This is a genomic window from Microbacterium sp. NPDC079356 (genome assembly GCF_049545465.1).
Lineage (GTDB): Bacteria > Actinomycetota > Actinomycetes > Actinomycetales > Microbacteriaceae > Microbacterium > Microbacterium gawkjiense.
Window position 1 is genome coordinate 1 of record NZ_JBMWDN010000009.1, and the last position, 24,298, is coordinate 24,298.

29 protein-coding genes, 1 tRNA gene and 2 pseudogenes are annotated in these 24,298 nt (G+C 67.1%); 19 read left to right on the forward strand and 13 right to left on the reverse strand.

Annotated features, from left to right (window positions below):
• The 3 genes and pseudogenes from ACPEH0_RS14280 to ACPEH0_RS14290 form a co-directional block, all read left to right on the forward strand.
• Positions 1 to 536: pseudogene (locus ACPEH0_RS14280) on the forward strand (transposase); the annotation flags it as partial.
• A 161-nt stretch (positions 537 to 697) separates the two neighbouring features.
• The gene (locus ACPEH0_RS14285) at positions 698 to 994 is read left to right on the forward strand and encodes a hypothetical protein (protein ID WP_217528232.1); all 297 of its coding nucleotides are present in this window, start codon (positions 698 to 700) and stop codon (positions 992 to 994) included.
• Positions 991 to 1,395 carry a four-helix bundle copper-binding protein gene (locus tag ACPEH0_RS14290; RefSeq protein WP_217528234.1) on the forward strand — a complete coding sequence of 135 codons (405 nt, stop codon included), beginning with the start codon at positions 991 to 993 and terminating at the stop codon, positions 1,393 to 1,395. The genes ACPEH0_RS14285 and ACPEH0_RS14290 overlap by 4 nt, the downstream gene beginning before the upstream one ends.
• A 559-nt stretch (positions 1,396 to 1,954) precedes the next feature.
• On the opposite strand, the gene ACPEH0_RS14295 is transcribed toward ACPEH0_RS14290, so the two are convergent.
• Positions 1,955 to 2,158, reverse strand: coding sequence for a hypothetical protein (locus tag ACPEH0_RS14295; protein WP_366214701.1), 204 nt, complete (start codon positions 2,156 to 2,158; stop codon positions 1,955 to 1,957).
• Between the two features lie 183 nt (positions 2,159 to 2,341).
• Here ACPEH0_RS14295 and ACPEH0_RS14300 point away from each other — a divergent pair, with 183 nt between their 5' ends.
• From ACPEH0_RS14300 to ACPEH0_RS14310, 3 genes are all read left to right on the forward strand, one after another.
• Entirely contained in the window at positions 2,342 to 2,563 is a 222-nt protein-coding gene (locus tag ACPEH0_RS14300) for a hypothetical protein (protein WP_366214700.1), read from the forward strand.
• A complete protein-coding gene (locus tag ACPEH0_RS14305; RefSeq protein WP_366214699.1) occupies positions 2,560 to 2,796 on the forward strand; it encodes a hypothetical protein in 237 nt (78 codons plus the stop codon). Before ACPEH0_RS14300 ends, ACPEH0_RS14305 begins: the two co-directional genes overlap by 4 nt.
• Positions 2,797 to 2,888: 92 nt before the next feature.
• Positions 2,889 to 3,362, forward strand: a complete 474-nt coding sequence (locus tag ACPEH0_RS14310; protein ID WP_366214698.1) for a hypothetical protein — start codon at positions 2,889 to 2,891, stop codon at positions 3,360 to 3,362.
• A 259-nt stretch (positions 3,363 to 3,621) separates the two neighbouring features.
• On the opposite strand, the gene ACPEH0_RS14315 is transcribed toward ACPEH0_RS14310, so the two are convergent.
• A complete protein-coding gene (locus ACPEH0_RS14315) occupies positions 3,622 to 3,777 on the reverse strand; it encodes a hypothetical protein (RefSeq protein WP_366214697.1) in 156 nt (51 codons plus the stop codon).
• Between the two features lie 357 nt (positions 3,778 to 4,134).
• Here ACPEH0_RS14315 and ACPEH0_RS14320 point away from each other — a divergent pair, with 357 nt between their 5' ends.
• The 9 genes and pseudogenes from ACPEH0_RS14320 to ACPEH0_RS14360 all read left to right on the forward strand — a co-directional run bounded on the left by ACPEH0_RS14320 (position 4,135) and on the right by ACPEH0_RS14360 (position 11,194).
• Complete coding sequence (locus ACPEH0_RS14320; protein ID WP_366214696.1) at positions 4,135 to 4,353, forward strand: hypothetical protein; 219 nt, start codon at positions 4,135 to 4,137, stop codon at positions 4,351 to 4,353.
• Between the two features lie 168 nt (positions 4,354 to 4,521).
• The gene (locus ACPEH0_RS14325) at positions 4,522 to 6,765 is read left to right on the forward strand and encodes a DNA primase family protein (protein WP_366214695.1); all 2,244 of its coding nucleotides are present in this window, start codon (positions 4,522 to 4,524) and stop codon (positions 6,763 to 6,765) included.
• 228 nt (positions 6,766 to 6,993) lie between these two features.
• Positions 6,994 to 7,149, forward strand: a pseudogene (locus ACPEH0_RS14330) (hypothetical protein); the annotation flags it as partial.
• A 51-nt stretch (positions 7,150 to 7,200) separates the two neighbouring features.
• Positions 7,201 to 7,794: a hypothetical protein gene (locus ACPEH0_RS14335; RefSeq protein WP_366214702.1), complete on the forward strand. Its 594-nt coding sequence runs from the start codon at positions 7,201 to 7,203 to the stop codon at positions 7,792 to 7,794.
• Positions 7,795 to 7,996: 202 nt separating this feature from the next.
• The gene (locus ACPEH0_RS14340) at positions 7,997 to 8,239 is read left to right on the forward strand and encodes a DUF4314 domain-containing protein (RefSeq protein ID WP_366214694.1); all 243 of its coding nucleotides are present in this window, start codon (positions 7,997 to 7,999) and stop codon (positions 8,237 to 8,239) included.
• Positions 8,236 to 8,901, forward strand: a complete 666-nt coding sequence (locus ACPEH0_RS14345) for a recombinase family protein (protein WP_366214693.1) — start codon at positions 8,236 to 8,238, stop codon at positions 8,899 to 8,901. The genes ACPEH0_RS14340 and ACPEH0_RS14345 overlap by 4 nt, the downstream gene beginning before the upstream one ends.
• Before the next feature lie 15 nt (positions 8,902 to 8,916).
• A complete protein-coding gene (locus ACPEH0_RS14350) occupies positions 8,917 to 9,177 on the forward strand; it encodes a hypothetical protein (RefSeq protein WP_366214692.1) in 261 nt (86 codons plus the stop codon).
• Position 9,178: 1 nt separating this feature from the next.
• Positions 9,179 to 10,375 (forward strand): tyrosine-type recombinase/integrase, encoded by a 1,197-nt coding sequence (locus ACPEH0_RS14355; protein WP_366214691.1) that lies wholly within the window; start codon positions 9,179 to 9,181, stop codon positions 10,373 to 10,375.
• A 15-nt stretch (positions 10,376 to 10,390) separates the two neighbouring features.
• Positions 10,391 to 11,194: a nucleotide-binding protein gene (locus tag ACPEH0_RS14360; RefSeq protein WP_366214690.1), complete on the forward strand. Its 804-nt coding sequence runs from the start codon at positions 10,391 to 10,393 to the stop codon at positions 11,192 to 11,194.
• A 54-nt stretch (positions 11,195 to 11,248) separates the two neighbouring features.
• Here the strand turns inward: ACPEH0_RS14360 and ACPEH0_RS14365 are convergent, their stop codons facing one another.
• Together ACPEH0_RS14365 and ACPEH0_RS14370 are read right to left on the reverse strand one after the other, a co-directional pair.
• Entirely contained in the window at positions 11,249 to 13,039 is a 1,791-nt protein-coding gene (locus tag ACPEH0_RS14365; protein WP_366214689.1) for a hypothetical protein, read from the reverse strand.
• A 92-nt stretch (positions 13,040 to 13,131) separates the two neighbouring features.
• Positions 13,132 to 13,205 (reverse strand) — tRNA-Pro (locus ACPEH0_RS14370).
• 104 nt (positions 13,206 to 13,309) lie between these two features.
• Between ACPEH0_RS14370 and ACPEH0_RS14375 the strand changes: the two genes are divergently transcribed.
• Genes ACPEH0_RS14375 through ACPEH0_RS14385 form a run of 3 tightly spaced genes read left to right on the forward strand, consistent with a single transcriptional unit; the run spans position 13,310 to position 14,784 of the window.
• On the forward strand, positions 13,310 to 13,888 hold the full coding sequence (locus ACPEH0_RS14375) for a GNAT family N-acetyltransferase (RefSeq protein WP_366214688.1): 579 nt from the start codon (positions 13,310 to 13,312) through the stop codon (positions 13,886 to 13,888).
• Entirely contained in the window at positions 13,885 to 14,388 is a 504-nt protein-coding gene (locus tag ACPEH0_RS14380) for an O-acetyl-ADP-ribose deacetylase (RefSeq protein WP_217528238.1), read from the forward strand. Before ACPEH0_RS14375 ends, ACPEH0_RS14380 begins: the two co-directional genes overlap by 4 nt.
• A gap of 39 nt (positions 14,389 to 14,427) precedes the next feature.
• On the forward strand, positions 14,428 to 14,784 hold the full coding sequence (locus tag ACPEH0_RS14385) for an RNA-binding S4 domain-containing protein (protein ID WP_064002377.1): 357 nt from the start codon (positions 14,428 to 14,430) through the stop codon (positions 14,782 to 14,784).
• Here ACPEH0_RS14385 and ACPEH0_RS14390 read toward each other — a convergent pair.
• The 9 genes from ACPEH0_RS14390 to ACPEH0_RS14430 all read right to left on the reverse strand — a co-directional run bounded on the left by ACPEH0_RS14390 (position 14,770) and on the right by ACPEH0_RS14430 (position 22,587).
• Entirely contained in the window at positions 14,770 to 15,168 is a 399-nt protein-coding gene (locus tag ACPEH0_RS14390; RefSeq protein ID WP_311283482.1) for a DUF2809 domain-containing protein, read from the reverse strand. The genes ACPEH0_RS14385 and ACPEH0_RS14390 overlap by 15 nt on opposite strands.
• Positions 15,165 to 16,070, reverse strand: coding sequence for an NUDIX hydrolase (locus ACPEH0_RS14395; protein WP_366214687.1), 906 nt, complete (start codon positions 16,068 to 16,070; stop codon positions 15,165 to 15,167). The genes ACPEH0_RS14390 and ACPEH0_RS14395 overlap by 4 nt, the downstream gene beginning before the upstream one ends.
• A 154-nt stretch (positions 16,071 to 16,224) precedes the next feature.
• Positions 16,225 to 17,748 (reverse strand): ribosome biogenesis GTPase Der, encoded by a 1,524-nt coding sequence (der, locus tag ACPEH0_RS14400; RefSeq protein WP_359921241.1) that lies wholly within the window; start codon positions 17,746 to 17,748, stop codon positions 16,225 to 16,227.
• The gene (gene cmk / locus ACPEH0_RS14405) at positions 17,745 to 18,422 is read right to left on the reverse strand and encodes a (d)CMP kinase (protein ID WP_253034386.1); all 678 of its coding nucleotides are present in this window, start codon (positions 18,420 to 18,422) and stop codon (positions 17,745 to 17,747) included. Before cmk ends, der begins: the two co-directional genes overlap by 4 nt.
• Positions 18,415 to 19,530: a prephenate dehydrogenase gene (locus tag ACPEH0_RS14410; protein WP_064002381.1), complete on the reverse strand. Its 1,116-nt coding sequence runs from the start codon at positions 19,528 to 19,530 to the stop codon at positions 18,415 to 18,417. Before ACPEH0_RS14410 ends, cmk begins: the two co-directional genes overlap by 8 nt.
• A complete protein-coding gene (locus ACPEH0_RS14415) occupies positions 19,527 to 20,309 on the reverse strand; it encodes a pseudouridine synthase (protein WP_217528247.1) in 783 nt (260 codons plus the stop codon). Before ACPEH0_RS14415 ends, ACPEH0_RS14410 begins: the two co-directional genes overlap by 4 nt.
• Positions 20,306 to 20,926, reverse strand: coding sequence for an SMC-Scp complex subunit ScpB (gene scpB / locus ACPEH0_RS14420; RefSeq protein WP_366214684.1), 621 nt, complete (start codon positions 20,924 to 20,926; stop codon positions 20,306 to 20,308). Before scpB ends, ACPEH0_RS14415 begins: the two co-directional genes overlap by 4 nt.
• Positions 20,916 to 21,770, reverse strand: coding sequence for a segregation and condensation protein A (locus tag ACPEH0_RS14425; RefSeq protein WP_217528251.1), 855 nt, complete (start codon positions 21,768 to 21,770; stop codon positions 20,916 to 20,918). Before ACPEH0_RS14425 ends, scpB begins: the two co-directional genes overlap by 11 nt.
• Positions 21,754 to 22,587 carry a ParA family protein gene (locus ACPEH0_RS14430; RefSeq protein ID WP_217529136.1) on the reverse strand — a complete coding sequence of 278 codons (834 nt, stop codon included), beginning with the start codon at positions 22,585 to 22,587 and terminating at the stop codon, positions 21,754 to 21,756. Before ACPEH0_RS14430 ends, ACPEH0_RS14425 begins: the two co-directional genes overlap by 17 nt.
• Positions 22,588 to 23,157: 570 nt before the next feature.
• On the opposite strand from ACPEH0_RS14430, the gene ACPEH0_RS14435 reads away from it, so the two are divergent.
• Positions 23,158 to 23,832 carry a hypothetical protein gene (locus ACPEH0_RS14435; RefSeq protein WP_366214683.1) on the forward strand — a complete coding sequence of 225 codons (675 nt, stop codon included), beginning with the start codon at positions 23,158 to 23,160 and terminating at the stop codon, positions 23,830 to 23,832.
• Positions 23,833 to 24,298: the final 466 nt, after the last annotated feature.

Below are 24,298 nucleotides of genomic sequence, written 5' to 3' on the forward strand. Positions count from 1 at the left end.
CGGCCTCGTGCGCGGTAAGGGCGTGCGGACCACGGTCCCGGACCGCAACGCCGCGAGGGCCCCTGATCTGCTTGACCGTGACTTCACCGCCCCCGTGCCGAACCGGCGTTGGGTTGCGGACTTCACGTATGTGCGGACGTGGGCCGGGTTCGTCTATGTGTCATTCGTGATCGACTGCTACTCGCGGGCGATCGTCGGCTGGCACGCGGCGACCGTGAAGACGACACCGTTGGTGACCACCGCGCTACGAATGGCGCTGTGGCGACGCGACCGCGCCGGCTACCCCGCCGGGGATGGGCAGCGACGCTGGATCCCAGTTCACGAGCGTGTCGTTCGCCGAGACCCTCGCCCTCGAGGGCATCGCCGCGTCGATCGGATCGATCGATGACGCCGAATGGGTCACCGCAGGGTGGGTCGACTGGTACAACGCGAGACGCCTGCACTCGACCATTGGAAACGTCCCGCCCGACGAGTTCGAGGCCGCGTACTACGCTGACCTCGAAACGCCATCCCACCCGGTGCTGGCACCCGCATAGGAGCGGCAAAGAACCGGGGACGGTTCACCCACCGGCGCAAACCTGCTGTCCTTCGCACTCGTCGTCGACGCCACCGGACGCATCATCGCCACGACGCCCGACGGGCCTCAGGTCAGTACCGACCAAGGGCGACGTTCGGACCGCTGCCAGACAGCCCGATCATGTCCCTCATCGCTGTGTCCCCGGACGGCCAGCAACTGATCGGCGTGGGAAGCAAAGGCAGCTCGGAGAGGAGCACGACCCGCGATCTATCGTGGCGAAACATCGGCACGGCGCACGGCTCCGCGCAGGCATTCGCCATTACCGACGCTGGCGACATCCTCATCGTCGATGACAGCGGACCCAGCCAGCTGCCCTCCACCTATCGAAAAATTGCAAGCCCCTCCGTCCATCCTCGACCTCGCTTTAGCGTGACCGCATTGGGGGAAGTGCCCCCGAAGAAGGAAGAGCCGCCATGACTGTTGCAGATCACATGCTCGCCACCCACCCGAAAGTCGGTTTCGCCGCAGCACAGGACGCCCTTCTGCGCTGTATCGAGGCGTGCGTCGAATGCGCCCAGGCATGTACCACCTGCGCAGATGCATGCCTCGGAGAAGACATGGTCGCGGAACTCGTCACGTGCATTCGGAAGAACTCCGACTGCGCAGATATCTGCGCCGTCACCGGTGCAGTGCTTTCCCGCCAAACCCTGCCGGATGTCGCGACAGTTCGCGCCTTGCTCGAAGCCTGCCGCACCGCCTGCGCGTCCTGTGCCGCCGAGTGCGAACAGCACGCAGGCATGCACGAGCACTGCCGCGTGTGCGCCGAATCCTGCCGCCGCTGCGAGCAGGCATGCACCGACCTTCTCGCCGCTCTATAAGTCGACCAGGTTCGCAGTCGCCCAGTGAACACGACCTGCCATTGGCGGTCGATGAAGCGTTCAGGTTCACCAGGCGTTCTCCAGAATGACAATGAGGCGAAACGCGGCACGAAAAAGGAGATGGGCACTGGCGCGAAGCCAGTGCCCATCTCCTTTTTCGACTGTTCTGCAATCAGTTTTGCCAACAGCCCACCGGTCGGGATGACAGGATTTGAACCTGCGACCCCTTGACCCCCAGGCAGCCTCCTCCGACTTTCTGACAGACCGGCAAGCACCACTGGACTCCGCTCCACCCCGAGAGTCCGCACGACTTCCCGCCTCTCACCAGACGCACCCCGGAGCGCCGCGGAGCGCACAGGAGGGCTCCGGGGAGGCGTGGCGCGAGTCCTTTCGGAGTCCTCCCCGAGCTCTGGTTGGACCGTGTCACCGACCGTCGTCGAAGGAGTCGCCCGGATCCGCGGTACCCACACCTCCCACGCGAAAGGCGCGGGATATGCCCACGGGCCCACGCCCGCGCCTTTCGTCACACGGTGGCCAAGCCTGTGGGCCTCCCGATCAGCTACCGGCGGATGAGGATGCCGAACTCGTCAGGGTCGGTCCCGTTGCCGGTCGGCTGGTCTGCGAGCCCGGCCCGCCGCATCAGACCCGCGCGCTCGCCGACGCCGAGTCGGCGCGGGCTGCCGTCGGGGGCGAGGTACTGCGGTCCGCGGGTGCCGGAGTGCTCACTGCGCTCGCTGAAGATCGATTCGTAATCGGGTGCCATGGTCTCGTCCTCTCGTCACTCTAAGTCTCGTCCGAACCCAAAACGCGCCGCGTTGCGACCACAGGCGCGAACATGAATGTGCAGAAATCCAAGAGATTTATCGCTCCTCACCTGGTTATTTGCCATCGCAACAGAAGGGTCCGAGAGTAGTTCGACTCGGACCCAACGCAGAGGAGCATCAGCATGAGCCGGCCATTCCGTGAGGGGCAACAGCTCGTCAAGACCTACGTCCCCGACGAAGTAGCCACGGCCCTGGAGGCCCTGGTCGCCTTGTCGGGTGCATCTCGGGCTGCTGTGCTGCGGCACCTGATCGTGACGGCGCTCGCGCATTATGCGCTGGTGTCGGCCGAGGTCGCCGAAGTCCTCCCCACGACCACCTACAACACCACCAAGGAGCCAGCATGACCATCACACCCAAAGACCTCCCGAAGTACCCCATCGACCCGAACACCCGGCGAGTCTCCGACCGCCTCGCCGAAGCCACCCGGTCGTACGGGTCGGCAGCTTCGGGCCTGGGAGCCAACCTCGAAGAGGCCATCGACGCATTCCAGGACGTGCTCGCAGAAGCAGACCGGCTCGCAGCCACCCGCGCCCGCATCCGCGGTCTCGCCGAACAGAACCGCGCCCTCCGGCGCTGAGACAGGAGACCCCCATGACCACCGCAACACGCGTCACCGAACCCGGCGGAACACCCGTCAACCCGACCGCGAAGACCGTGCAGACCACGTCGATGGGCGCAATGCTCATCAACCCTGTCGGTCCGGGCGCGCTCGACGGGCCACGCATCGCGGCTCGAGAAGCCGTCTACGGCAACAGCGAGCTGGAACGCAGGACCATCGCCGCGTACGACGACGCAGCCTTCGACCGCGTGCGCCGCACTGAAGCCTCGCTGCGCGAGTCCGCAGAGATGTCGTTGCAGCGCAATGCGAAGCATGTGGAGACCGCGGAGAACGTCGCCGGTCGACTGCTCACCCTCGCGAAGGATCTGCGCCGCGGGAAGGTCTCGGTCGAAGATGCAGCGACGGAGTATCAGCGCCTCCAGGCCCTCGCGAAGGACACACAGAGCCGACTGGAACGCGCCGCGCACGAGGCAGCCCGCCACACCGAACGGCTCTCAGACCCCTACGCGGCAACCCAGAACATCATCGCGAAGATGCCTCGGTCTTCCTTCGTCGGCCTGGACCCCACCCGATTCATCCGCTGATCAACGACAGACGCCCGCCCCGCGCTGGCTCAGACGGGACGGGCGTCGCAGAAAGGTCAACATGCCTTCACGATCAATTATCCCCGATCAGGGAGAGTTCCGCTCGATCGCCGGGTTCCCTCCTTACGAGGTGAATGTGCACGGCCGAGTGCACCGTAAGCGCGACGGCTCACGGGTCATGCCGCGGCTCGTCGACGGCGTGCTCGTTGTAGACGTTCCGCGTCGGTCGCTCCGCGAGCGCCCCTGGGTGCCAGTCGCACTACTCGTCGCCCGCGCGTGGCTCCCCCGCCTTCCAGGCAAGAAGCACCTCACCCACCACGTCCACCTCATCGACGGCGACTCCGAGCACGTCCAGGTCAGCAACGTCGTCTGGATGCCGGACCGCCTCTGCGAACGCGCATTCTGTGGTCAGCACCTCCGCGATGGTCCAGCACGACGGAGCAGCGCGGTTTGCGATGGGAGGCCTAGTGGGGCATAGTTCCTCTCACTACCAATAGAAGTACCCGCTGTCCCGGACGAGATGACATGTCAGATTCTCCGGCGAATAGCGGCCAGCCCTTCGAGAAGTCGAAGGTAGCGAAGAAGCAGTCAGAGGGCCGAGGCTATCGGCTCCCGAAGTGAGTACGGCTCGCGGGAGACGCCTCGTAAGACCAAGCTGTGGACGTCTGGCCGAGCAGCAGAACCATTACCGACAGTTCTTGTCGAGGGGTTCTGCACTCGGCTTTTGTCGTTGAAGTGGAATCTCTCGACCTCAATCCGAGGGATCTCCGACATGGCCAAGCAGCCCGAGAAGCTCGCGCTCTCCACCTACGACACCGCACCCGCCCGCATTCAGGCCCGTACGGGCATTGACCTCATCACCAGCCGCCAGCTGAAGCGCTGGGTCGAGGCGGGCAAGGTGGACCACCTCAAAATCGGCCACCGCGTCTACTTCACCGACGAGCACCTCGACGCGCTCGTGGAATCGATGACCGTCAAAGCGGTGCGGTAGTCAAGGCATCCCCGCCTGACGCCCTCCCCTGACTCCTGCCTCGAAGGACATCCGATGCCGATCCGACCCCGCACCATCCGACTTGTCGGCGCGAAAGCGCTGGAGTCCCCGCCTCGATCATTTCCTGCACTCCCCTCTCGCGATCTGGCATACATCGAGAGTCGCGCAGTGAGCCGGGAGTTCATCGAGGCCGAGGGCTGGTATCGCGTCGGCAATCGGATCGGTATCCCCATCCGCGACGGCGACGGGGAGGTCGTGAATGTGCGACTGCATCTGCCCAACGCGAGGAGCGATACACCAAAGACGATCAACACCAAGGGCCGCGGCAGTCCAACCAGGCTCGCGGGTATCCACCGCCTCGCGGACAACGATGACTGGGTGATCGTCACAGGCGGCGAGTTCGACTGGGCTGCAGCGGCGAGCCACGGACTATCAGCGGTGTTCGGCTCAAACGGCGAGGGCAGCATGCCGAAGCTCGGATTGGACGCTCTCCTAGGTCGGCGCGTGGCGCTTGCCCTCGACGCCGATGCGGCTGGCAACAAGGCGGCTGAGCAATGGGCCGCGGCCCTGTCCCCCATCGTGCGGGAGCTGCGCCGCGTGCACCTCCCCCAGGGCACCGATGTGAACGACTGGTTCACGTCGGGCGGCACGGCTGAGGGGATGCTGCGTCTGATCGAGCGTTCCCCAGTCCACGGTCAGTCGGCCCGCCGCGACTCATCAGAGCTGTTGCAGATGGCGCTCGATAAGGCCGAGGACGGCGAAGGGCGGGACAACACCGGCCTGTGGCTCGCGTGTCAACTGCGCGACGAGCGCTACACCCGCGACGAGTCCTGGGAGGTTCTGCATGCCTACCAGCAGGCCGTCGAGCATGACGCCGAGCCGCCCTACTCCGAGTCCGCCGCCAAGGTAAATCTCGAACAAGCCTGGTCCCGCGAACCTCGCAAGCCGTCAGGCAAAAGCGAGGACAAGGGGGCAACGTCGCTCGAAGATGGCCCGCTGGCGGTTTACGTCGGTGAGCGCTTCCGGGGACGGTTCGCGTACGTGTCCGGGCTCAAGGACTGGCTGGAGAACACCGGTCCGGTGTGGCGCCCCTCGTCCTCGACGGCGGTGGTCGAGGCCGTCCGAGTCGAGCTCAAGCGCATCTTCGACATGGAACTCGCGAAAGGCACCAACCTCAACGCCATCACCGCCCTGTTGCGTCGGGCGCGCATCGAGAACGTCGCGGCGCTGCTCAGGGGAATTCTCGAAGAGCCATACGACTTGTGGGACAACCACCCCTACCACCTCAACACCCCGAACGGCGTTGTCGACCTGCGCACCGGGACGGTCGAGGCGCACAGCGAGGCCTACCGCTTCACCGCGATCACGCGCGTCAGCTACAACCCTCAGGCAACGTCCGCTCTGTGGCGTCGCGCCATGAACGCCCTGCCCAAAGACTTGCACCAGCACGTGCAACTGCTATTCGGGCAGGCGATCACCGGCTTCCCACCGGACCACGACAAGGTGACGTTCCTCCAAGGCGGTGGCGAGAACGGCAAGAGCTCTTTCCTTGATGGGATCACCATGTCCCTCGGCTCGTTCGCCGGACCCGTCCCCGAGAAGGTGATGCTCGCGAAGCCTGGCGAGAACATTCCCGAGATGATGGAGCTCCGCGGCAAGCGGCTCGTCGTCTTGGAAGAGATGCCGCAGGGCGGACGGCTGAGCACAAAGCGCCTCAAGGACGTGGCCGGCACCGGGACCCTCAACGGTAGACCCCTGTACGGAAAGACCGTCGTGTGGCAGGCGACGCACACCATGTTCGTGACCTCGAACCATCGCCCCGCCGTCACCGAAACTGACCACGGCACCTGGCGCCGGTTGCAGATGATCGTGTTCCCCTACCGGTTCGTGCGCAAACAGACGCCCGGTCGCGGCGAGAAGCGCGGAGACCCTGCGCTGCGCCACCACTTCCGCACGGTGCCCGAGGAGGCCGTGCTCGCCTGGCTGGTCGCTGGCGCGCGTGAGTGGTTCCGGCTCGGCATGACCACACCGGACGCCCCGCGCGCGATCCAGGACGCGACGAATGACTGGCGGCTCCTGGCAGACGACGTGATGCAGTTCGTCGGAGAGCACCTCGCGTTCGACCCGGCGGGCGTCGTGCTCGCGAACGATCTATGGGAGACCTTCGACGCCTGGGCGAAGCTCCACAACAAGCAGGGCTGGTCTAACAACACCTACGCCGACCGGTTCGAAGAACACCCCACGTTCAAGCAGCACGGCGTCCACCGCTCCCGGACCCGCGTGGACTCCCTCGACGTGTCCCGACCCGGACGACGCGAAAGCGGGCCACGCCTCAAGAGCTTCACCGACGACGCCCCTTTGACGGGAAAGCAGCGAATCTGGTCCGGTCTCCGATGGAGCACGACCTCATGAATTACGCAGGAGGACCGGGCGGTCCGGCCGTCGTGAAACTTTTCGCTAGTGAGCCTCGGGAGAAGAAGTTCGTCAGGGCCCAGACCGCCCGGTCCGGCCCATTCGAGGCGATTGCATCACGCCGACCCGCTTCCTACAAACCGCCGAGCGGCGGGAATCCCTTGGTGAGGTTGTTCACCCGCCGCTCGGCCCCTTCCAGAAACGCAAAGAACAGAGGAGTTGCAGACCATGAATGAGAACGGCAAGAAGCGGACGCGGTACGGGGCACCGCCGCCCAAGGGGCTCGAAGCACGGAAGAACAGCGGCAACGTATGCTCAGCACGCCGCGCCAATGGAACACCCTGTGCGAACTTCGCAATCACCGGGGCGAACGTGTGTCGGATCCACGGCGGCTCGGCTCCGCAGGTCCGGGCGAAGGCCCAGGTGCGCATCCTCATGGCGAGCGACCTGGCCGCTTCCAAGCTGATCGAACTGCTCTCCTCCCCCAAGGTCGCCGACAACATCAAGCTCGCCGCCGCGAAGGATCTGCTCGACCGGGCCAATTTGTCCGGCACCCAAAACATCGAAGTCGGCATCACCAAGCGCACCTTCGAGGACTTCATCGGCGACGCCCTGGTGGACTTCGAGGTCTCGGGCGAAGACCTGGACGGCGTGGAGGTGTCCGCGAAGGCCTCCGAGATTATCGATGCCGAACTGGTGGAGGACGACGCTCTGGATGCCGCCCCGACCACGCGGGGCGACCGAGCGCACAACCGGGACCGGCAGCGCGCCCGCCGTGCGACACAGGACCGACGGACGAGCAGCCGCGTCGACCCGGCTGAGCTGGAAGCGCTCGACCGGCACGGCGACCGGGACGCTACAGAGTCCCGCGCACGGGTCGGACGCGGTCGGGAGGCGTACCTGACGGCGCTGAACAACGGCGCTACCCCTGACGAAGCGTCCCGTGCCGCCGACTACGCCGCGGACCGGAAAGACCGTGCGACGCGGTCCGGCGGGCGCAGCTCAGAGGCTCGGATGACCCGCGAATGACCTCCGCGCTCACAGGGATGGGGCGCCTGGCCAACAGAAGGTGGTCGGGCTCCCCCGGTGTCACTCCGACCCCGCCGACCACAGGAGCGCCAGCAGGACCAGGGCGACTGAACAGACCTGGCGGCCACGTTTGCCGGAAGGTGAACCTTCAGGCATTCTTCCTCTCGAATCGAACCTATGTTCGAACCCGAAAGGACCGCTCATGAACGACCTCCAGCCCCACGATGTCGGCGACCGGATCGTGCTGATGCACACGACGGACCCAAACACAGAGCTGCAACCGGGTGCGGTCGGCACCGTCACTCACACCGACGACGCGGGCACGGTGCAGGTCGCCTGGGACACCGGCGCAACGCTCGGACTGATCCCCGAGACGGACCGCTGGCGCGCCCTGCACCCGCGGTGGGACACCCAGCCCTACGTCGATCGCAAGGCGACGCGATGACCACGATGATCGGGTACTTGCGCGTGTCCACCGAGGAGCAGGCCAACAGCGGACTCGGACTCGCGGCCCAGCGTGACGCGATCCGCGCATACGCCGACGCTCACGGCTGGGACATCGTCTGGCACGAGGATGCGGGACACTCCGCCAGGTCACTCGACCGTCCTCAGCTTCAAGCCGCCCTCGCCCGTCTGCACACCCGCCACCGCGACGTGGACGGACTCGTCGTCGCCAAGCTCGACCGCCTCAGCCGCTCCGTGACGGACTTCGCAGGCGTGCTCAACCTCGCCCGTGCCCGCGGCTGGTCCCTCGTTGCCATCGACCTCGGCGTAGACACCAGCACTCCGGTCGGTGAGCTCGTCGCGAACGTGATGATGGCGGTCGCCCAATGGGAACGCCGCATCATCAGCGATCGCGTCTCGGCCGCCATGCAGGCAGCCAAGCGCCGCGGGAAGCACATGGGCAGGGTGTCTCAGCTCGACCCGGCCACCGCGTCCGCACTCCTGCACCACCGGCGAACCCGAACTCTCACCGAGACCGCCGACGCCCTCAACGCTGCCGGCCACACCACGGCGACCGGCGCGGCATGGACCACCAACACCGTCGCCAAGGCGCATAAGCGCCTCACCAACACCGCCCCTCAGCCCGCGGCACCCGCCGCCTAACCATCAGGAGACACCATGCCCAAGCCCACCTTTATCCCCGGTCCGGAAGTGACCGTTGCAGGCCTCGCCGTCGGTGACACCATCTACGTCCGCCGCGACCGCGAGACCAAGGCGCCGCACACCCCTGTCCAGGTCACCCACATCGCGCGCCCGCGTCCAGGCACCGGCCTGCGAATGATCTCGGTGCAGTCCCCGTTCCAGCAGTGGGCACCGTGGGCAGTCGGACCGCACGCCGACGCGCACACCTTCATCCGCGCAATTCGGGACGAGGCCTAACGTGGCCAGCGCACACATCCACGTCGATGAGACGAGCAAAGGTACCCGCTACACGGTTCGGTGGAGGCCGCAGTCCGGCACGTTCCGCAAGAAGGCGTTCTACAACAAGCGCGAAGCGGAGCGGCACCGCGACAAGATCATCCGCGAACTGGAGGAGGGGCACAGCACAGAGCACCTAGCGGGTCGGTCGAAGACTTTTCGCCAGGCGGCTGAGGACATGATCGCGGCGAGCGCGCACCTCAAGCAGAAGACTCTCGACGGCTACGAAATCGCGTTGAGGGTGCACGCCTACCCCGTCTTCGGGAACCGTCGCGTCGCGACGCTGACGGCCGCAGATTTGGACGGGTGGCTCGCGGGACTGCGCACCAAGCCGAAGGCCGACGGTGGGCAACGCACCGAGACCTCGGTCCTCGGGACGTACAAGGTGGTCCGCAAGGTGTTCTCCTACGCCTACGCGCACCGACTGATCCCGTTCAACCCCTGCATCGCGGTCACGAAGCCGAAGGCCGACACCGAGGAAGCGCGCTTCTTGTCCGTCGAGGAGGTCAACACACTGGCAGCAGAGTTGTCGGATCAGCCGCCATTCGACTTGCTCGTTCGCTTCGCCGCGCTGACTGGACTCCGAGCGGGAGAGGTCGCTGCGCTTCGCGTCCGGGATGTCGACCTCCGGCGGGGCGAGGTGCACGTGAAGCTCAACAAGACGCACACCAGCCGGGGCTACATCACCGGCGCGCCCAAGACTGCACGCGCAATCCGGACAGTACCGATCCTGGACGAGACGCTCTTCCGCGACCTCGGGGTCTACCTCCGCAATCACCCTCACCGCAGCGACTTGGAGGCGGGGCTATGGCCGGGAAAGGTTCCGGGCCACCGGTCCATCAGCTACAAGTACGCCTTCGACCCGAAGGGCTTCTATCGCTACACCTTCAAGCCCGCTGCAGCCCGAGCCGGGCTAGCGGGGCTCCACTTCCACGAACTTCGGCACACGTTCGCCACCCTAGCCCTGGAGAGCGGCGCACTCGATATGCACGAGCTGTCGCGCGCGATGGGACACGCGAGCTACGCCATCACCGACAAGGTCTATGCCCACGTCCGCCCGAAGGACTTCACCCGCCACCGCGCCGCGTTCTCCGCACATATTGCCGCGGCGACACTTGTCTCCGCTGCCGTCGGTATCGGGCTCAGGGCGCGGCGCTGACAGTAATGTGTGGCCATGCAACACGATCGCAAGCTCCAACTCATCGATCAGCAGATTCGCGACGCGCGAGAGGGATTCCCCGAAGACTTCGAGGCGTGGCGGACTCGGACTGAAGTCGTTCTCCGAAACGTTTTCGGCGATGACAGTGTGATGCTCGCGCAGTTCAATAACATCGACTACTTCCCGGGCTTCTACATCTCCGGAATGGACACGAGCGGGTACCGCCCTGCGGGTGTGAAGAAGGTGATCTCGCTGCTCCAAGCGGCGAAGCTTGAGCTAGAGATAGCTCACGAAGCTGACACCTCGACGCCGACTCCCGAGCCAGCACCAGCCCCTCAGGGATCGCCGGAGGCAGAAGCACCGACGAAAACTTTCATCGTGCATGGGCAGGATGATAAGCGGAAGTACGAACTCGAGTCGTTCCTCCAGAAGCTGACATCTGACTCGCCGGTCATTCTCCATCAGCAGCCGAATGGCGGACGCGTGCTCATCGAAAAGTTTGAAGAAAGCGCGTCAAGCGTCGCGTACGCGGTGGTGCTCCTCACGTCGGATGATGTTGGACGGTCGAAGCTTCTCGATGTGGAAGACGAGAGACCGCGAGCTAGGCAGAACGTCGTGTTCGAGTTGGGATTCTTCATCGGCTTGATTGGACGTAGCCGTGTTGCAGTCCTCTACGACGAGGGGGTGGAGCTACCGAGCGACATTACCGGTCTCGTCTACATCCCCCTGGATTCAGCTGGCGCCTGGAAGGGCAAGCTCGCGGCCGAAATGAGCCACGCACAGATTGACGTCGACTGGACGGCCATCGGACGCAGCTAATCGAACAGGCTGATTACGGACCCCACGCGTGCCCGACGAAAACCCGCACTCATCTCACGGACCGCACGTCGCGGGATCGTTCCAGATAAGCAGGTGCTGCAGGACACTCGAGCAGCCGACATCGGCCACGAGCGTGGTTACAGTAGCAACGGCCAGAGAGGCGATCGCGACCCACAGCGCCCACCGCCCGACCTTGAACGCATCAGCAGATGCACCCAACGAGGCGACGGTCGAAAGGATGTCCCTGTAGTCGCTGTCGGCCTCGGTAAGACGTGTGATCTGCCGATCTAGCCGCTTCCTAATTGACTCGTCGAGCCTCACAGGCTTGCTTTTGCGATCTCCACGAGCCCGGCGCCACGTCTTCCGCTGACGCGATTCGTGAATCCTAAAGTCCGAAATCACCACTGGGCCATGCGACTGCCAGAACTCATTCACGTCGCGGTGAATGGACGTGATGTTGAGACTGAGCGTCAGGAAACTTCGCCGAAGGTCGCGGAGCGCGCGACCTCTGAACTTTCCATGGCGTGTGCTCGCACGGTCTCGAAGCCGGGCATACCTCGCGTCTGCGTTACCCAGGTACTCGACGATCGCCAGCATCGGGAGGAGTTCGTAGAAGTTATCGACCTTGTGGCCCACCGCGGCTACTGTGCCTCCAAACAATTCTCGCTCCCTTTCGAACCCGGCAGCCACTGTCGCGGTGTTGCCCCACAGAGTCCATGTTGGGTCGTCCGCCAGAATGTCACGTCCCCGCCGATCCGGTTGCGACAGGATCAATCCGGGCAGGGATTTGGCTTTGATCTCTTCGAAGTCGTGAATGTCGATCCCGACGGCGCGGTACACGTCCATTTGGTTCGCTCTTGCGAACCGCACGTCCCGTTCATTCCCCTCCGCGAAAACAACAGTGGTGGGATCGAATTCGTCTAGAAGCAGCAGTTCCAACACCAACTGCTGCTCGTTATTCGCCGCGAATGACCCGGGCAGCTTCCCAGCCAGCCAATCACGTGCCTCCGTGCGGAGCATTCGCCGTTGAGCCTGAATCCGCCGGATTGCCGCGTACTTCCGGTCGAGAGGGATCAATCGACCGTTCTCCCAAACAATCATGGGCTCATGGGCGGCGTGCCAAACAGCGTCGAGCGATTTCCTCGCTTCGTCGGTGGGTGTGAAGTAGGCGACTGCCGCCGTCAGCCCCTGGCCGATTTGGACGGCGCGAATCTCGACCATGTCGAAGGACTCGGGAAGCCGCATCTTGTGGGCATGGAACGAGTAAAACCGATTTGACTTTGGAGGAAGCACGTCCGCCAGACGCCACCACCTGGAGCCCCATTGCGAGCGCGAGCGTTCGAGGGTTGCGAGATTGTCAGATTCGTGTGGTGGTACTGCCCTTGGTTTGCTCCAACCGTTGCGCTTCATCGCACGCTCAAGCGCTGGCAACTCGGTGGGCGGGAACAACTCGACGACCCACAGTCCGCCGACCCGGACGTGCTCATCAGGCGGAACGAGCAGGTTCTCCAGAACAGAGTCCCGGCCCATTACCTTGTGCCGCTCATGTTCGTTGAATTGAAGAAGATCATTTAGACGGTCATTGAGCCATGTGCGCACCGAATTCGGGAACAGCCTCCGTCTCCAGCCGGACAGCAACCATGACAGGAAACGGTAGGGGTAGTCGTACCAGCGATAGCCCTCACCGGCCTCAGGGATCAGGTCGAATACGCGCTCAATCTCTGGACTGATCGGTAAGTCGGACTCCCTAGGCGGACGCGCGCGACGACGTCTCTGTCGTCCGGATTCTTGCGGATCGGCTACTGGTTCCCCCACGCCACCTATCTTGGCGGACAGCAGAGACATCCGTTGATAACCGGAGTCCTTTAGGAGTCCTCCGCTGATTTGGAACATGCAGAAGGCCCGGAACCTCTGTTGAGATTCCGGGCCTCGTCCGGTCGGGATGACAGGATTTGAACCTGCGACCCCTTGACCCCCAGTCAAGTGCGCTACCAAGCTGCGCCACATCCCGGTCCGATGCCCTCGCGGACAACTCCCCTATCCTAGCCGGTCCGCAGCCCCGCCGCGAACCGCCACGGGGTTCCGCGTGTCCGAGCACGGGACTACTCTGCCCGGATGACGCAGATCACGATCGAACCGGCGCGGGCCGACCGCTTCGGCGACGCCGAGCACGCCCTCTCGGGCGGCGGCGACGGAGCGGATTGCTGGTGCCAGTGGTGGATGCTCGCGCCTAAGGACTTCGACGCCACCTCGCACGCGGAGCGGCGCGAACGACTGCGGATGGACCTCACCGCCGCGGTCCCCTCGGCCCTCATCGCCTACGTCGACGGCGAGGGGGCCGGATGGGTCAAGGTCGCTCCTCGCCCTGACCAGCCGCGACTCGCGCGCACGCGCAACGTCCAGCAGTCCCGCGAGCCCATGAACGACCCATCGGTCTGGGCGATCACCTGCTTCGTCGTCCGCACAGAGCACCGCTCGAAGGGAATCGCGTCGAAACTGCTCGACGCCGCCGTCGAGCATGCTCGAGCACACGGCGCCCGCATCGTCGAGGGCTACCCGCTCGACACGGAGATCAAGCGGTTCTCGAGCAACGAGCTCTATCACGGGACGCTCTCCGCATTCCTCGGCGCGGGCTTCACCGAGACCGCTCGCCCCGGCGCCGCTCGGCCGATCGTCGCGAAGGCCCTCACGTGACGCGGGTCACCCTCGTTCGGGGCGACATCACGCGCCAGCACGTCGACGCCGTCGTCAACGCCGCCAACCGGGCGATGCGCGGCGGGGGCGGCGTTGACGGTGCCATCCACCGTGCGGGCGGACCCGGCATCCTCGCCGACTGCATCGCACGTTTCCCTCACGGCCTCGCCACGGGGGATGCTGGGTGGACGACCGCCGGCGACCTGCCGGCCCGCTGGGTGATCCATGTCGTCGGCCCGAACCACACCGCCGGCGAACGCGACCGCTCCCTCCTGACGTCCTGCTACCGTCGGGCGCTCGAGGTCGCCGACGACCTCGGGGCGACGACCGTCGCCTTCCCGCTCATCAGTGCCGGGATCTACGGCTGGCCCCTCGACGACGCCGTCGACGCCGCCGTCTCGACCCTGCAGGACACGCCGTCGCAGGTCGCCGAGGCACGCATCGTCGCCTTCGACCAGGCCATGTTCGACCGAGTCGAACGGCGGCTCGCGGCATCCTGACCCGCCTACGATGGATCCCGCGACCGGGAGGGGGATGACATGGCGGATGCCGTCCGTGTGGATTCCTGGCTGTGGGCCGTCCGCGTCTACAAGACCCGCTCCGCGGCGACGACCGCCTGTCGCGCCGGACACGTCCGCGTCAACGGCGAGAAGGCGAAAGCGGCACAGCAGGTGCGTCCCGGCGATGAGCTGCGCGTGCGGATCGCCGGCTTCGACCGCATCCTCGTCGTGCGCCAGACGATCACCAAGCGCGTCGGCGCTCCGCTCGCCGCCGTCGCCGCCGAGGACCGCACCCCCGAGCGCGAACCCGTCGCCCAGATCGCCGTCCGCGACCGCGGCGCCGGCCGCCCCACCAAGCGCGAGCGTCGCGACATCGAGCGGCTACGCGGCCGCTGACCCCGCGCGGCGACGGGAGAGCGTGCGGCGGGCGACGGCATCCGCTCCGCCGAGGACGATCGCGGTCACCGCGTAGACCGCCAGGTCCCTCGGGTCGAAGGACGTGCCGAGCGCGAGGACGATCGGCGGGAACTCCGCCGCCCACCGGAGCGGCAGTCCCGTCAGCTGGAAGAGTTCGACGGCGACGCTCCAGACGAGCACGACACCAGCGGTCGCCCAGGACGGCCACCGCGGGACGAGCAGCACCAGCCCGCCCCAGATCGCGACCACGTAGAGGGCATCGCCCGCGATGTCGGATGCCGCGCCGTCCGGCGCCGCCAGATGCACGACGAGTCCCGAAACGACGGCGACGACGGCGACGCCGAGCCCGATCAGCCGTCTCACGACGGCAGCTGCCCGCGCAGCCAGGAGACGGAGTGCACGGTCCCGCCGACGCCGGTCACCCGCTCCGCGAGACCGCGATCGCTCGTCACCACGACCGCCCGCTCGCCGCGTGACACCGCCTCCGCCGTGCACTCGACGATCCGATCGTCGCCGGAGCCCGGCGCCCGGACCACCTCGACACGGCCGTGGCCGTCGGGCGCGGATCGCGCCGCCCCCTCGAGGACGGCGACCACGCGCGGGAACCACCGGTCCCCGCCGAGCCCGATCTCGGCCGCGGCCACACCGTCGTCCGCGACGCGCTCGAGGCCGGCGAGGAGACGCCCCGCGGCGCCGGCACGGTCGCGCCACCACCCGTCGGGCGTCGATCCGACGACGTTCGCCGCATCGACGATCAGCGCGACCCGGGTCGACAGCGCGGCGCGCAGCTCGGGCCAGGATCCCGCGAACCCCGGATGCAGCGGCATGTCGTCCACGCGGTCGACCGCCACCCATTCCAGGGCGTAGCTCTCGGGGTCCGCGATGACCGGCTCGAACGGGCGCACGACCACCGCGACGAGGGTCGTGTACGACCAGACACCACGATCCAGGACACTCGTGAAGAGGGGGCGCAGGGCGTCGCCGGGCACGCCGGCCTCTTCCTGCGACTCGCGGATCGCGGCATCCGTCGCGCTCTCACCCTCGTGGCGTGCTCCCCCGGGAATCCCCCACGTCCCGCCGAAGTGGCTCCACGACACCCGGTGCTGCAGCAGGATGCCGCGCTCCGGGTCGTGTGCGAGCAGTCCCGCCGCTCCGAATCGGCCCCAGTACTTCTCACCGCTGTCGGCGATCACCCACGCGTCGCCGGGATCGCGCGGCCCGAAAGGGCGACGCGGCTCACCGGGATCGGGCGGGCGGATGGTCACCCGACCAGCCTCTCACGCAGCGCGCCGCGCGGCGCGGCATCCGTCACCGGCCGACGCACGCAGACGAGGAGATGACGGTTCCCGAGGACCGATCCGGACGGATGCCTCCTCGGGACGCGTCATCTCCTCGCGAAGCGACGCCAAGCGACGGCGCTCAGCGCTGGCGACGCTCGCGCACCCGCATGTTCGTGACGATCGGGGTGCCCTCGAAACCGAAGATCTCGCGCAGGCGTCGCTGGATGAACCGGCGGTAGCCCGGGTCGAGGAACCCGGTCGTGAACAGCACGAATGTCGGCGGACGTGTCGAGGCCTGCGTCCCGAACAGGATGCGGGGCTGCTTGCCGCCGCGCAGCGGGTGCGGGTGCTCGGCGATGAGTTCGGCGAGGAACGCGTTGAACTTGCCGGTCGGGATGCGCTGATCCCACGACTCGAGCGCGGTCTCGAGGGCCGGGACCAGCTTGTCGAGGTGGCGGCCGGTGCGCGCCGACAGGTTGACGCGCGGCGCCCACGTGACGTGCGCGAGGTCCTGCTCGATCTCGCGCTCGAGGTAGCGGCGACGGTCGGCGTTGTCCATGTCGTCGTCGTTCAGGCGGTCCCACTTGTTGAACGCGAGGACGAGCGCGCGGCCGGACTCGAGCACCAGGTCGATGATGTTGAGGTCCTGCACGCTGATCGACTCGGTCACGTCGAGAACGACGACGGCGACCTCGGCCTTCTCGAGCGCCGCGCTCGTGCGGAGCGACGCGTAGAAGTCGGCGCCCTGCTGCAGGTGCACGCGACGACGGATGCCGGCGGTGTCGACGAGACGCCACAGCTTGCCGCCGAGCTCCACGACCTCGTCCACGGGGTCGCGGGTGGTGCCGGCGAGGTCGTTGACGACGACGCGCTCCTCCCCCGCGGCTTTGTTCAGCAGCGAGGACTTGCCGACGTTCGGGCGGCCGAGGATCGCGACCCGGCGCGGTCCGCCGAGCTCGTTCTTCGCAACGGCCGAGATCTCGGGGAGCACCTTCATGACCTCGTCGAGGAGGTCCGCGACGCCGCGGCCGTGGATGGCCGAGACGGGGTGCGGCTCACCGAGGCCGAGGTTCCAGAGCGCTGCAGCCTCGGGCTCCTGGCGGGCGTCGTCGATCTTGTTGGCCACGAGGAAGACCGGCTTGTCGGTCTTGCGGAGCAGCCGGACGACCTGCTCGTCGGTCGCGGTCGCGCCCACCATGGCGTCGACGACGAACATCACGACGTCGCACAGCTCGATCGCGACCTCGGCCTGCGCGGCGACGGAACGATCGATGCCCTTCGCATCGGGCTCCCACCCGCCGGTGTCGACGAGGGTGAACCGGCGGTCCATCCACTCGGCCTTGTAGCTGACTCGGTCGCGGGTGACACCCGGCGTGTCCTCGACGACGGCCTCGCGGCGGCCGAGGATGCGGTTCACGAGCGCCGACTTGCCGACGTTCGGCCGCCCGACGATCGCGACCACCGGCAGCGCCGGCAGCATCTCGACGACCTCGCCGCCGGCGGTGAAACCGGCGAGCAGGTCGTCGTCCTCCTCGTCGAGGTCGTAGTCGGCCAGCGACGCGCGCAGGGCTGCGGCTCGCTGCTCGGCGAGTTCCTCGTCGAGGCCCGCGAGCTTCTCCTCGATCTGGTCGGGGCCGCCTTCGTATTCGTCTTCGGCGCTCATCGTGAGCCTTCCGTTCCCGACCGCACGACGGCCAGGACGGCGTCGACGGTCTGTGCGAAGTCCAGGTCGGTCGAGTCGACGACCGTCACGCCGGGGGCGGCGGTGAGGAAGTCGACGACCTGGGAGTCGGATGCGTCACGCTTGTGCAGCGCGGCGGCGACAGCCGCGGCATCCTCTGTGGTCAGTTCGGCGCTGCGCCGCGCGGCGCGCACCTCGGGGGCGGCGGTCAGCAGGATCCGCACCGGGGCGTCCGGGGCGACGACCGTCGTGATGTCGCGACCCTCGACGATGACGCCGGGGCGGCCGGACTCGGCCACGAGCCGCCGGAACAGGACGTTGACCTGCTCGCGGATGACCGGCACCCGCGCGACACCGCTGACGGCGGAGCTGACGCGCGGTTCGCGGATCGCCTCGGTCACCGAGGCCTGCCCCACGCGCACCCAGTAATCATCCGGGTCGAGCGAGATCGCGTAGTCGAAGTCGCCGGCGGCGTCCACGACGGCCGCGGCGTCCGACGTGTCGGCGCCGTGCTCGAGGACATGCCACGCGAGCGCGCGGTAGGCCGCCCCCGTGTCGAGGTAGCCGTAGCCGAGCCGCCGCGCGGCTTCCTTCGACACGCTGGACTTGCCGCTGCCGGCGGGTCCGTCGATGGCGATCGTGATCGGGTCAGTCATTGAGGCTCGCAATCTTCCACCCGCGCGCCGCGAGTCCGTCGGTGGCGACGGTCACGGCGGACGGGACGACACTGATCTCGCCGAGGCCGAACTGGGCGCCGGGCGAGTGCTCGAGACGGAAGTCCTCGACGTTGACGTCGAGTTCGCCGAGGTCGCCGAACAGGCGCCCCAGCTGGCCGGGGGTGTCGTCGACCATGACGACGACCGTCTCGAAACGGCGGTTCTGACCGTGCTTGCCGGGGAGCCGCTCGACGCCTTCGTTGCCGCGACGGATCGTGTCGGCGACCGCGCGGCGCGCGCCGGGCGCATCCGGGTCGCGGAGCGCACGGGCGACACCTGCCAGGTCGGCGGCGAGGGCGTCGAGCACCTCGACGACGGGGTCGGCGTTGGCGCCGAGGATCTGCACCCACAGTTCGGGGGCGGATGCCGCGATACGGGTGGTGTCGCGCACTCCTTGCCCGGCCAGGCGCAGCGAGGCGTCCTCGGCCCCGACGAACCGGCCGGCGAGGAGGGATGCCACGAGCTGCGGCACGTGCGAGACGAGGGCGACCGAGCGGTCGTGCTCCTCGGGGGTCATCTCGATGAGGCTGGCACCGAGGTCGAGGGCGAGCCCCTCCACGACGGCGAGGTCGCGCGCGGAGGTCTCCTCGTCGCGGCAGATGACCCACGGGCGACCGAAGAAGATGTCGGCGCGAGCGGCGATCGCGCCGCCCCTTTCGCGTCCGGCCATCGGGTGGGAGCCGATGTAGCGCGAGAGGTCGACACCGCGCTCCCGCAGCGTCAGCAGCGGTTCGAGCTTGACGCTCGCGACATCGGTGACGACCGCGTCGGGGAAGGCGCCGAGCTCGCGCTCGATGACGTCCGCCGTCACATCGGGCGGCACCGCCACGACGACGAGATCCGGACGGTCGTCGTCGCGCGCCAGCCGGCCGGCGCCGTAATCGACGGCGAGGCGCAGCTGGGCGGGCGAGGCGTCCGCGAGGACGACGTCGACGCCGAGGGCGCGCAGCGCGTGCCCGATGCTCGAGCCCAGCAGGCCCGCACCGACGATGCGGACGAGACCGCTCGTGCGGACCGCGCGGGCGCGCGCGTCGATGGCGTCGGTCACAACTGCTCCTGAGTGGGATCCCCGGGCGGGGTGTCCGCCTGGCGCGCGAGAGTCAGCAGCGCACCACGCTCCACTGTAGTCAACTCGCGTGCCCGGCCCGCTGGGAGCGTGCCCAGGTGCAACGGACCGAACTGGCGGCGGACGAGCTCCTGCACCGGGTGGCCGACCGCAGCCATCATGCGGCGGACGATGCGGTTGCGCCCCGAGTGCAGGGTCAGCTCGACGAGGCTCGTGTCGCCGCTCGCGTCGAGCAGCCGGGCCTTGTCGGCGGCGATCGGGCCGTCCTCGAGGTCGATGCCCTTCGTCAGCTGCGCGATCGTCTGCGGCAGCACGCGGCCGGTGACTTTCGCGATGTAGACCTTCGTGACGCCGAAGGAGGGGTGCGCGAGGACGTGGGCGAGCTCGCCGTCGTTGGTGAGGACGAGCAGGCCGCTCGTCTCGGCATCCAATCGGCCCACGTTGTAGAGGCGCTCGGGCCAGTCCTTCGTGAAGCGCCGGAGGTCGGGGCGACCCTGGTCGTCCTTCATGGAGGAGACGACACCGGTCGGCTTGTTGAGGATGACGTAGCGCTTGCTCGTGTCGAGCTGTACCGCGGTCCCGTCGACGTCGACCAGGTCGTGCGCGGGGTCGATGCGCGAGCCCAGTTCGGTCACGACGACGCCGTTGACCCGCACCCGGCCCTCGACGATGTACTGCTCGCAGACGCGCCGCGAGGCGACGCCCGCGCCCGCGAGCACCTTCTGCAGCCGGACCCGGTTCTCGTCGGACTGGTCGTTCATCGGATGGTCTCTCCTTCGAATCCCGCGGAGCCGTCGTCCAGCAGCGGGGAGATGGGGGGCAGCTCGTCGAGGGAGTTGATCCCCAGGTGTCCGAGCAGCGCGTCGGTGGTGCGGTAGTTGATGGCGCCCGTCTCGGGGTCGGTGAACGCCTCGGTGATGAGGCCGCGCGCGAGGAGCGTCCGGACGACGGAGTCGACGTTCACCGCGCGGATCGAGGCGACCTGGCTGCGCGACACGGGCTGCTTGTAGGCGATGACGGCGAGGGTCTCGAGCGCGGCCTGCGACAGCCGCGACGGCGCCTGACCGTTGACGAACTCGGCGACCAGGTCGTCGTGCTCCTCGCGGACGTAGAACCGCCAGCCCCCGCCGACCTCGCGCAGCTCGAAGCCGCGGCGCGGCCCCGACCGATCGCCGTCGTAGTCGGCGACGAGCTCCTCGATCGCCCGGCGGACCGAAGCGACGGGCGCACCGACGGCCGCCGCGAGCAAGACGAGGCTCTGCGGCTCGTCGATGATCATGAGGATCGCCTCGAGACGCCGCGCGATGTCGGCGGGCTCCTGCGAACGGGGCGGCGCCTCCGCCTCGGCGGCGTCGACGCCGGCGGTGTCATCGGTCATAGTCGGCTCCCAGGGTGGCGAGGTTCTCTTCGGACCACCGCTCGGCGGTCCAGCGCAGGGTCAGCTCCCCCAACGGCTCGAGCTGCTCGAACGAGAGCGCGGCGTGGCGGTAGAGCTCGAGGACGGCGATGAAGCGCGCGACGACGACACCGGTCTGCGTCACTCCGGCGACGAGGTCGCGGAAGTTGAGCTGGCCGGCGTCGCGCAGCAGCGTCACCACGACGGCCGCCTGCTCGCGGATCGACACGAGCGGCGCGTGCAGGTGGTCGAGCCCGACGTGCGGGATCTCCTTCGGCGCGAAGGCGAGCACGGCGATGGCGGCGAAGTCCTCGGGCGAGAGCGTCCACACCAGCTCGGGGACCGCCCGCCGGTGCTTCTCGTCGAGCCGCACGGCACGCGTGTGACGTTTGCCCTCGCGCTCGAGGCAGCGCGCGAACCACGCCGACACCTCCTTGAACGCGCGGTACTGCAGCAGACGCGCGAACAGCAGGTCGCGCGCCTCGAGGAGGGCAACGGACTCGGCATCCACCAGTTCGCCCTGCGGCAGCAGACCCGCGACCTTCATGTCGAGCAGCGTCGCCGCGACGACGAGGAACTCGGATGCCTGGTCGAGCTCGGCGTCGTCGTCGAGGCCCTTCAGGTAGGAGATGAACTCGTCGGTCACTTTGCTGAGCGAGACCTCGGTGATGTCGAGCTCGTGCTTCGAGATCAGGGTCAGCAGCAGGTCGAAGGGACCGTCGAAGTTGCCGAGGGAGACGCGGAACCGGTCGCCGCCGGTCTCGGTCGTGTCCGCCTCGGAAGGCGCGGCGTCGGCGTCCGGGACGTCCTCAGGCGACGGCGCCACGGGCGACCAGCTCCCGCGCGAGGCGCAGGTACGCCTGGGCGGCGGAGTGCTCGGGAGCGAACTTCGTGATCGGCACGCCGGCGACCGAGGCGTCGGGGAACTTCACCGTGCGGCCGATCACCGTCTCGAGCACGTCGTCGCCGAACGCATCGACGACCCGCTCGAGGACCTCGCGCGAGTGCAGCGTGCGAGGGTCGTACATCGTGGCGAGCACGCCGTCGAGCTGGATGGCGGGGTTCAGCCGGTCACGCACCTTGTCGATGGTCTCGATGAGCAGTGCGACGCCGCGGAGCGCGAAGAACTCGCACTCGAGCGGGATGAGGACGCCGTGGCTCGCGGTCAGGGCGTTGACCGTCAGCAGCCCGAGCGAGGGCTGGCAGTCGATGAGGATGACGTCGTAATCCCCCGCGACCTTGCGCAGGACGCGGGCGAGGATCGTCTCGCGGGCGACCTCGTTGACGAGGTGCACTTCGGCGGCCGACAGGTCGATGTTGGCGGGGAGGATGTCGAGGCCGTCGACGGACGTCGTGACGATGACCTCGTTCGGGTCGCGCTTCGGGTCGAGGAGCAGGTCGTAGATCGTCGCGGTCTCGTGCGTCTGCACACCGAGCCCGGCCGACAGCGCGCCCTGCGGATCGAAGTCGACCGCCAGCACGCGGCGACCGTACGACGCGAGACCGGCCGCCAGGTTGATGGTGGTCGTGGTCTTGCCGACGCCGCCCTTCTGGTTGCACAGCGAGATGATGCGCGCGGGCCCGTGGCCGTCGAGCTTCGGAGGGGTCGGGAAGCCGTGGTACGGACGTCCCGTCGGCCCCATCGGGGTGTCGGTCGCCGAACCCGCCGCCGTCGATGCGCCGGTGGCCTCCGCCGTGCTCCGCTTGCTCGCCACTGATCTCCTGCCTTCGCCGTGCGTCTCCCGATTGTAGTCACCACCGCGGCGGCTGCGAGGGAGCGACTCCCCCGCAGCACTGAGCCGGTGGGGCGCTGACCGCTTAGACGTGCTCCTCCAGCTCGCTCCAGCTGACACCACGCCTGAGGCGGATAGCCAAGACAAGTGTTTCGTAGACAGAGCGGCAGATTTGCGCTTCTATCTGCTTGAGGGCTCTGACGAGCGATTACCTGTCGCTGTGCCCTCCCCGGGGGGGGGATTTGTGGGCAGATCGCGTAGTGGCCCAGGAAAGACTGCGACGTTGAGTGTTACTGCGGTCGCCCTGACTTTTGTATGCGTCATCGCTGCGGCTCAACCCGCGACGGGATCGGTTGGGGCGTCTCAGATACCGTTCGGACCTCGCTCGGCGAGAGTCCAGCTGTAGCCCAGGTAGCTTCGGCCGCCGTCCCAGCTGCCGCTTTGGCCTGGGATCCGAATGATCCCCAATCTGCGACCGACTTGGTCGAGGCAGCAAGTGACTTGCCTTCGACCCCGCTCGAGGGGTCGAAGGGGCATCTGGGTGCCGGTTTCGCTGAAAGCGGCAAGATCGAGGTGAACCCCGATGGCGCCATCCAGTTCGAGTCTCCGTCGGGAGAGAGCATCGAGGTCACCGTGCTCGACGGCTCACTATCGGAGAACGCGAAGCATGATGGCGCCGCCGTGTACTCGGATGCTCAGTCGCGGATGAACGCGGTGGTTCATGCGACCGATTCAGGGGCGCAGATCGCAACGATTCATCCGGACGCCGAGTCCGCCAGTCGCGTCGAATACGGGCTGAAGCTACCCGAGGGCGTCAGTCTTCGACTCCAGGACGACGGGAGTGTACTGCTACTTGCCCAACAGCAGGTCGAGGTTCTTGAGCAGGCCGAAATCGATCGATACACGCATGAGGTCGACTCGATCCTCGGAAGGTCAGCCGTCTCCGCGCCAACCGCCAGCAAGCCGGAGAATGTCCTCGCGGGGGACGACCTGACAGAGGAGCAAATCGCAGCATTGGAATCACTGTCGCCACCGACTTCTCGCCTCGTGACTGCACAGGTGGAGATAGGCGCAATCGGTATGCCATGGGCGGTAGATGCCGACGGACTCTCCATTGAGACTCACTACCTACTGTGCCCCTCCGGGCTCACTTAGGTCATCGAAGTCGATGAGAGCACCGCGTTTCCGGTGGTTGCCGATCCGTGGTGGACTTCCTCCCTGTCGCCATGCAGCGGGTCTATAAGACGGTGAAAGCCGCGCTCGTCGTCGGTAACACCGTGTTTGCCTCAAAGCTTGGGACCTGGGTGCGGAATATGACTCAGCGCACTGGAGGCGCTTGCCGCGGCGAGTCTCTCTTCGAGATCACCATTTGCTGGGGTGGGAAGATGACTTGGATGGCGAGCCGCGGGGGCACAACGTGGGGTACTACATTCCTCAGCAAGACAGGAGACCCCCGCAGCTCGAGGTCGACGAACGCATACATAGACCTGCTCCGGCACGAGAGTGGTCACGCTCGGCAATGGCGCTGTCGACGGCGCTCGAAAACTGGACAGTAGCGGCGCTTGAAAAGTGAACACTCAACGATTGGAGAGTGATCACTTTGGAGGACTGGGCGTTGATC